Annotated in this window: 8 protein-coding genes and 1 pseudogene; 7 read left to right on the top strand and 2 right to left on the bottom strand. The window is 64.3% G+C overall.

What is annotated here, in order from left to right; translation table 11 throughout:
* Both AC2VOU_RS19235 and AC2VOU_RS19230 read right to left on the bottom strand, forming a co-directional pair.
* Positions 1–192, bottom strand: a pseudogene (locus AC2VOU_RS19235) (acyl-CoA dehydrogenase family protein); the annotation flags it as partial.
* 18 nt (positions 193–210) lie between these two features.
* The gene (locus AC2VOU_RS19230) at positions 211–1,389 is read right to left on the bottom strand and encodes an acyl-CoA dehydrogenase family protein (RefSeq protein ID WP_486958791.1); all 1,179 of its coding nucleotides are present in this window, start codon (positions 1,387–1,389) and stop codon (positions 211–213) included.
* A gap of 181 nt (positions 1,390–1,570) precedes the next feature.
* Here AC2VOU_RS19230 and AC2VOU_RS19225 point away from each other — a divergent pair, with 181 nt between their 5' ends.
* The 7 genes from AC2VOU_RS19225 to AC2VOU_RS19195 form a co-directional block, all read left to right on the top strand.
* Positions 1,571–1,762 (top strand): ferredoxin, encoded by a 192-nt coding sequence (locus tag AC2VOU_RS19225; RefSeq protein ID WP_486958790.1) that lies wholly within the window; start codon positions 1,571–1,573, stop codon positions 1,760–1,762.
* A gap of 25 nt (positions 1,763–1,787) precedes the next feature.
* Complete coding sequence (locus AC2VOU_RS19220) at positions 1,788–2,687, top strand: 3-oxoacyl-ACP reductase (RefSeq protein ID WP_486958789.1); 900 nt, start codon at positions 1,788–1,790, stop codon at positions 2,685–2,687.
* A gap of 265 nt (positions 2,688–2,952) precedes the next feature.
* Positions 2,953–3,717 carry an MlaE family ABC transporter permease gene (locus tag AC2VOU_RS19215; RefSeq protein ID WP_486958788.1) on the top strand — a complete coding sequence of 255 codons (765 nt, stop codon included), beginning with the start codon at positions 2,953–2,955 and terminating at the stop codon, positions 3,715–3,717.
* A gap of 7 nt (positions 3,718–3,724) precedes the next feature.
* Entirely contained in the window at positions 3,725–4,567 is an 843-nt protein-coding gene (locus tag AC2VOU_RS19210) for an MlaE family ABC transporter permease (RefSeq protein WP_486958787.1), read from the top strand.
* A 10-nt stretch (positions 4,568–4,577) separates the two neighbouring features.
* Positions 4,578–5,780 (top strand): MCE family protein, encoded by a 1,203-nt coding sequence (locus AC2VOU_RS19205; protein ID WP_486958786.1) that lies wholly within the window; start codon positions 4,578–4,580, stop codon positions 5,778–5,780.
* Entirely contained in the window at positions 5,780–6,829 is a 1,050-nt protein-coding gene (locus AC2VOU_RS19200) for an MCE family protein (RefSeq protein ID WP_486958785.1), read from the top strand. The genes AC2VOU_RS19205 and AC2VOU_RS19200 overlap by 1 nt, the downstream gene beginning before the upstream one ends.
* The coding region (locus AC2VOU_RS19195; RefSeq protein ID WP_486958784.1) for an MCE family protein at positions 6,816–7,490 on the top strand (675 nt) is incomplete at its 3' end. The genes AC2VOU_RS19200 and AC2VOU_RS19195, both read left to right, overlap by 14 nt.

The raw sequence follows: 7,490 nt of genomic DNA, 5'->3' as shown, positions 1-7,490 counted from the left end.
GCCCCCGCCCAACGACTCCGGCGCAGCGGTAGACAGGATGTTGGCGTCGGCGAGCTTTCCCCAGAGCTCGCGGTCGAACCGCTCCTCGAGGCCGTCGAGCGTGCGCTGGTGCTCGGGCGTGCACACCGCATCGACGATCGTCGTGACCAGACCGCCGAGATCGTCGGCGGCTTCGGTTGTCGTGAAGTCCATGGATTCGCCGTGATTCCGTTAGCGGTTGGCTCGGGGCAGGCCGAGCGCCACCATGCCGATGATGTCGCGTTGCACCTCGTTGGTGCCGCCGCCGAAGGTCAGGATCAAGCACGCCCGGTGCATCCGCTCGACCCGTCCGCGCAGCAGCGCGCCGGGTGAATCCTGTCGCACGGTCGCCGCGGTGCCCAGCACCTCCATCAGCAGCCGGTAGGCCTCGGTGGCCAATTCGGTGCCGTACACCTTGGCCGCCGAAGCGTCCGCCGGCGACGGTGCTGATTCCACCGAGGCCAGCTCCCAGTTGATCAGCTTGAGGACCTCGACGCCTGCGTGCACCCGGGCCAGGTTGAGCTGCACCCATTCCGAATCGATCAGTCGAGAACCGTTGTGGTCCTTGGTGTTTTGCGCCCATTCGCGAACTTGGTTGAGCGCCATGATGATCGGCATCGGCGACACCAATGCGACACGCTCGTGATTGAGCTGGTTGGTCACCAGCTTCCAGCCGGCGTTCTCCTCACCGACCCGGTTGGCCACCGGAACGCGGACGTCGGAGTAGTAGGTGGCGCTGGTGTCGACACCGGACATGGTGTGCACCGGGGTCCAGGAGAACCCGTCGGCGGTGGTCGGCATGATCAGCATCGAGATGCCGCGGTGCTTTTTGGCTTCGGGATTGGTGCGCACGGCCAGCCAGACGTAGTCGGCGTAGGCGATCAGGCTGGTCCACATCTTCTGGCCGTTGACCACGTAGTCGTCGCCGTCGCGCACCGCGGTGGTCCGCAGGTTCGCCAGGTCGGTGCCGGCGCCGGGCTCGGAGTAGCCGATCGAGATGTGCAGTTCCCCCGCGGCAATGCGCGGCAGGAAGAACTTCTTCTGCTCCTCGGTGCCAAAGGCCATGATCGTCGGCGCGACGCTGTTGATGGTCAAGAACGGCACCGGCGCGCCGGCGATCGCGGCCTCGTCGGTGAAGATCAGCGAGTCCATCGGCGAGCGGTCCTGGCCGCCGTACTCCTTGGGCCAGTTCAGGGTGAGCCAGCCGTCTTTGCCCATCTGCGCGACGGTGTCGCGGTAGACGTTGCCCTCGCCGACCTCCCCCGACGTCGAACTCAGTGCTTCGCGACGTTCCGGGGTGATCAGCGTGGCGAAGTACGACCGCAGTTCGCGGCGCAACTCCTCCTGCTCCGGGGTGTAACTGATGCGCATCCTGGCTGCCCTCCAGTCATCGGCGAGTTCTGCGCAGCCAGCGTCGTCGGCTACCCATTCGCATCCTGTGGTTGTAACACGTTCTAGTCTGAAGCGTCCAGCGACCTTTCCCGGGGACGCGGCCGGGACGGGTCGTATGGTGGGCATACCGATTGGAAGCCATGGCTCAAGGAGGAACGTCGTGCGGGTGAAAGTCGACCACGACCGGTGCGAAGGCAATGCGGTGTGCTTGGGAATCGCGCCGGATATCTTCGATCTCGACGACGAGGATTACGCGGTGGTGAAGCTGGATCCGGTGCCCGCCGACATGGAGTCACTGGCAGAGCAGGCAATCGCGGAATGCCCGCGTGCTGCCTTGATACGGGAAGACTAGAGGCCTTCGTAAATTGAGCAGCAGCATGAACGCGATCGACCTGTCCGGAAAGGTCGCGGTGGTCACCGGCGCGGCCGCAGGGCTGGGCCGCGCCGAGGCGATCGGCTTGGCACGCGCGGGCGCGACCATCGTCGTCAACGACATCAAAGCCGCGCTGGACGCCTCCGACGTGATCGACGAGATCACCTCCGCAGGTTCCAAAGCCGTCGCCGTGGCCGGCGACATCAGCCGGCGCGAGACGGCCGACGAATTGGTGGCCACCGCCGACGGACTGGGCGGGCTGGGCATCGTGGTGAACAACGCCGGGATCACGCGTGACCGGATGTTGTTCAACATGTCCGACGAGGAGTGGGACGCGGTGATCGCGGTGCACCTGCGCGGGCACTTCCTGTTGACCCGCAACGCCGCGACGTACTGGCGTTCCCAGGCCAAGGGAAGCGACGGCTCGGTCTACGGGCGCATCATCAACACCTCGTCGGAGGCCGGCCTGGTGGGCCCGGTCGGTCAGGCCAACTACGGCGCGGCGAAGGCCGGGATCTCCGCGCTCACCCTGACCGCGGCGCGGGCGCTCGGCCGCTACGGTGTGTGTGCCAACGCGATCGCCCCGCGGGCCCGGACCGCGATGACCGCGGACGTCTTCGGCGACGCGCCCGCGGTGGCCGACGGCGGGATCGACCCGCTCTCACCGGAGCACGTCGTGACCCTGGTGCGGTTCCTGGCATCGCCGGCGGCCAAAGACGTTAACGGCCAGGTGTTCATCGTGTACGGCCCGCAGGTGACGTTGGTGGCGGCACCGACTGTGGAGCATCGGTTCGCGACCGATGCCCAAGCCTGGGACCCAGGCGCGCTGAGCACCGCGATGCAGGACTACGTCGCCGGTCGCGACCCGGAGCGCAACTTTGCGGCTACCGCATTGATGGAGTGACCGACCGGCCCGCGAGACGGTCGGTATCAAACCTGGATTAACTAGAACACGTTTCAGAATGATCTGGATCACAAATGCTCTGACCTGCTAAGTTACTGACATTTGTCGAATTTTGCGGTTCTTTGACACGCCGAACTTGTTCTAGTTACGATGGGCGCGCTCACGCGGACGCCCCCGCTTGGACACACGCGAAGGCGCCGCAACGGGGGATGCACAAGCTTCGCTTTCGAAAGTGGGATAGACCCCGCGAGGGAAGGGAACCAGGTTGATCGAACAGCTCGCGGTTCCGGCTCGGGCCGTGGGCGGTTTCGTCGAGATGTCCCTGGAGACTTTTCGCAAGACGTTTCAGCGCCCCTTCCAGTTCCGTGAGTTCCTCGACCAGACCTGGATGATCGCCCGGGTTTCTCTGATCCCGACGCTGCTGGTGGCCATTCCGTTCACCGTCTTGGTGGCGTTCACGCTCAATATCCTGCTTCGCGAGATCGGCGCCGCCGATCTGTCGGGCGCGGGCACCGCGTTCGGAACCATCACCCAGCTGGGACCCGTCGTCACCGTGTTGGTGGTGGCCGGCGCCGGTGCAACCGCAATCTGCGCCGACCTGGGCGCGCGCACCATCCGCGAGGAGATCGACGCGATGCGGGTGCTCGGCATCGACCCCATTCAACGTCTGGTGGTGCCCAGGGTGCTGGCGTCGACGTTCGTCGCGCTGCTCCTCAACGGCCTCGTCTCGGCCATCGGTATCGCCGGTGGCTACGTCTTTTCGGTGCTGCTGCAGGGCGTCAATCCCGGTGCGTTCGTCAACGGCCTGACCGTGCTGACCCACCTCGGCGAGTTGATGCTCTCCGAAGTCAAGGCGCTGCTGTTTGGTGTGATCGCCGGTCTGGTCGGCTGCTACCGCGGGTTGACGGTCAAGGGCGGTCCCAAAGGCGTCGGGGTCGCGGTCAACGAGACCGTGGTCTACGCGTTCATCTGCCTGTTCGTGATCAACGTCATCATGACCGCGATCGGTGTCCGAGTGCTGGCCCGATGAGGCACCCGTGAGTTACGACGCCACGCTGCGCATGCGCCGTTTCTTCCACCGGTTTGCCGGACCGGTCGACAGCTTCGGCGAGCAGGCGCTGTTCTACGGCGAGTCGATGCGTTACATCCCGAACGCGCTCACCCGCTACCGCAAGGAGACCATTCGGCTGATCGCTGAAATGACCATGGGCACCGGCGCGCTGGTGCTCATCGGCGGAACGGTCGGCGTCGCAGCGTTTTTGACGCTCGCGTCGGGCGGCGTGATCGCCGTGCAGGGCTACGAGTCCTTGGGCAACATCGGCATTGAGGCTTTGACCGGTTTCCTGTCGGCATTTCTGAATGTTCGCATCGTGGCCCCGGTGGTGGCGGGCATCGCCTTGGCGGCGACCATCGGCGCCGGCACCACCGCGCAGTTGGGTGCGATGCGGGTCGCCGAGGAGATCGACGCCATCGAGGCGATGGCAGTGCACTCGGTGTCCTACCTGGTGTCGACGCGGTTGATAGCGGGCTTGATTGCCATCGTGCCGCTGTATTCGCTTGCGGTGCTGGCGTCTTTCTTCGCTGCCCGCTCCACCACGGTCTTCCTCAACGGGCAGTCGGCCGGTCTCTACGACCACTACTTCAGCACCTTCCTGATTCCTACCGACTTGCTGTGGTCGTTCCTGCAGGCCATCGTGATGTCGATCGCAGTGATGCTGATCCATACGTACTACGGCTACAACGCTTCTGGCGGTCCGGTGGGTGTCGGTCTGGCGGTCGGTCAGGCGGTGCGCACCTCGTTGATCGTGGTCGTCGTGATTACCCTGTTCATTTCGCTCGCGGTCTACGGGGCGTCCGGTAATTTCAACCTCTCCGGATAAGGGGGGAGCAGTGGCGAGCACCGGTGCACACCGCATCCGCGTCCGGCTGGCAGCGGCGCTGCTGGCCGCGCTGTTGGTGGGGTTTGCGGTGCTGACGTACCTCTCCTACACGGCGGCGTTTTCACCGACGGACACCATCACGCTGACCGCACCGCGCGCCGGCCTCGAGATGGACCGCGGCAACAAGGTGAAGTTCCGCGGCGTCCAGATCGGCAAGGTCGACGACATCAGCTACGCCGGCGAGCACGCGCAGTTGCGACTGGCCATCGACGACGGCGAACTGCATTACATTCCCTCCAACGCCGCCGTCCACATCGCCAGCAGCACAGTCTTCGGCGCCAAGTCGGTGGAGTTCATCCCGCCCAAGGATCCTTCGCGCGCGGCGCTGAAGCCGGGCGCGCATCTGGCGGTCTCGGCGGTTTCGCTGGAAGTCAACACGCTGTTTCAGTCGCTGATCGGCCTGCTGCAGAAGATCGATCCCGTCGAATTGAACGGCACGCTCAGTGCGTTGGCTGAAGGACTGCGGGGACACGGCCGCGACTTCGGTGGTGTGCTGTCGGGTCTGAATACCTTGGCGCAGCAACTCAACCCGAAGCTGCCCACCCTGCAGCAGGACTTCCGTAAAACCGCTGCCGTCGCCAACATTTATGGGGAAGCCGCACCCGACCTCGTCACCGTTTTCAACAACACGCCCACGATTTCCCACACCGTCGTGGACCAGCAGACCAACCTGAACACCAGCTTATTGTCCGCAATCGGCTTGTCCAACAACGCTTATGACACGCTGGCACCGGCCGAACAGAATTTGATCGACGGTATCAAACGCCTTCGCGCCCCGCTGAAAGTCGCCGCGGAGTATTCACCGGAATTCGGCTGCCTGTTTGGAGCCATCGACCGGGGGATCAAAGAATTCGCGCCCATCCTGGGTGTCAAGAAAGCGGGCCTGTTCACCTCGTCGAGTTTTATCCTGGGTGCACCGACCTACACCTATCCGGAGAGCCTGCCGATCGTGAACGCCTCCGGCGGGCCCAACTGCCGCGGACTACCGGACCTACCCACCAAGCAGACCGGCGGTTCCTGGTATCGGGCGCCCTTCCTGGTGACCGACAACGCGAACATCCCCTACGAGCCGTTCACCGAGCTTCAGGTCGACGCCCCGTCGACGCTGCAGTGGTTGTTCCACGGCGCGTTCGCAGAGCGGGACGACTTCTGATGGGCAACTACGAATCCCAACGCTCGATGATGATCAAGGTCGGCATCTTCACGGTCACCATGCTGTTGGTGGCGGTCGGCCTGGTGGTGACATTCGGTGAGTTCCGTTTCGGGCCGTCGAACACCTACCACGCCAACTTCATCGACGCGAGCCGACTCAAGGGAAACCAGAAGGTGCGGATCGCCGGTGTGCCGGTGGGCGCGGTGCGGGAAGTCAAGCTCAATCCGAACAACACCGTCGACGTCGCCTTCACGGTGGACAAGCGTTACACGCTGTACTCGTCGACTCGTGCCTTGATTCGTTACGACAACCTGGTCGGCGACCGTTTCTTGGAAATCACCTCGGGCCCTGGGGAATTGCGGAAGCTTTCCCCTGGTGGGACCATCGATCAGCGGCACACGCAACCTGCACTCGACCTCGACGCGCTGCTCGGTGGACTTCGTCCGGTACTCAAGGGTCTGGACGCCGACAAGATCAACACGATCACCGGTTATGTGATCGACCTGCTGCAGGGTCAGGGCGGGGCGCTGTCCAACCTGCTGGCCAACACCAACGCGTTCGGGTCGACCCTCGGTGCACGTGACCGCACCATCGGCGCTGTGATCACCAACCTCAACGCGGTGTTGAGCACCGTGGACGCCAAAGGAGCGCAATTCTCCGACGCCGTCGACCAATTGCAGAGGCTCATCACCGGACTGGCCGAGGGGCGCGATGCGATAGCCGGCGCCATCTCGCCGCTGGCCACCACCACATCGGACCTGACCGACCTGCTGAAAAATTCACGCCGCCCACTGCAGGGCGTCCTGGAGAATACGCGACCGCTCGCCGGCGAGATCAACGATCGATTGCCCGAGGTGAACAACGACATCGAGCAGCTGGGGGAGGACTACCTTCGGCTATCTGCCCTCGGCGCCTACGGCGCCTACTTCAACATTTACTTCTGCACGGTGTCGCTCAAGATCAACGGCCCGGCAGGCAGCGACATTCTCATCCCGATGGGTGGCCAGGTGGATCCGAGCAAAGGTAGGTGCGCTTTTGTCAACAAGTAACACCCGCCGCCGCGACCGTGATCCACTGCGGACCGGAATTTTTGGCGTGGTTCTTGTCGTGTGCGTGATTGTGGTCGCGTTTGGCTACACCTCGTTGCCATTCTGGCCCCAAGGCCGGCCCTACACGGCGTATTTCGCCGACGCCGGCGGGATAAACCCCGGAAACGACGTGTACGTATCCGGTATCAAAGTCGGCAAGGTGCAGGCGGTTACGCTCGCCGGCGACACCGCCAAAGTCGCCTTCACCGTCGATCGTCACATCAACGTGGGCAACAGCTCACTGGCGGCGATCCGGACCGAGACCATCCTGGGGCAGCGCGCGGTGGCGATCACCCCGGCCGGTACGGGCACCGCCACCACCATCCCGCTGAGCCGGACGACGACGCCGTACACGCTGGGTTCCGCGCTGGAAGACCTGGGCCACAACGCCGGCGACCTGGACAAGGGGCAATTCGAGAAATCGCTGACGGTTCTCACCGACGCCCTGCGCGACGCCACGCCGCAGTTGCGTGGAGCACTGGACGGCATCACCTCGCTGTCGCGCACCCTGAACACCCGCGACGAGGGGCTGGAACAGCTTCTGGCACATGCCAAATCGGTAACCGGCGTACTGGCCGAGCGTGCCGGCCAGGTCAACAAGTTGGTCGTCGACGGCAACCGG

It is taken from the genome of Mycobacterium sp. TH-M25 (genome assembly GCF_057473665.1).
The sequence above is the reverse complement of the archived record's forward strand: the minus strand, read 5'-3'. Positions and strand labels throughout refer to the sequence as shown.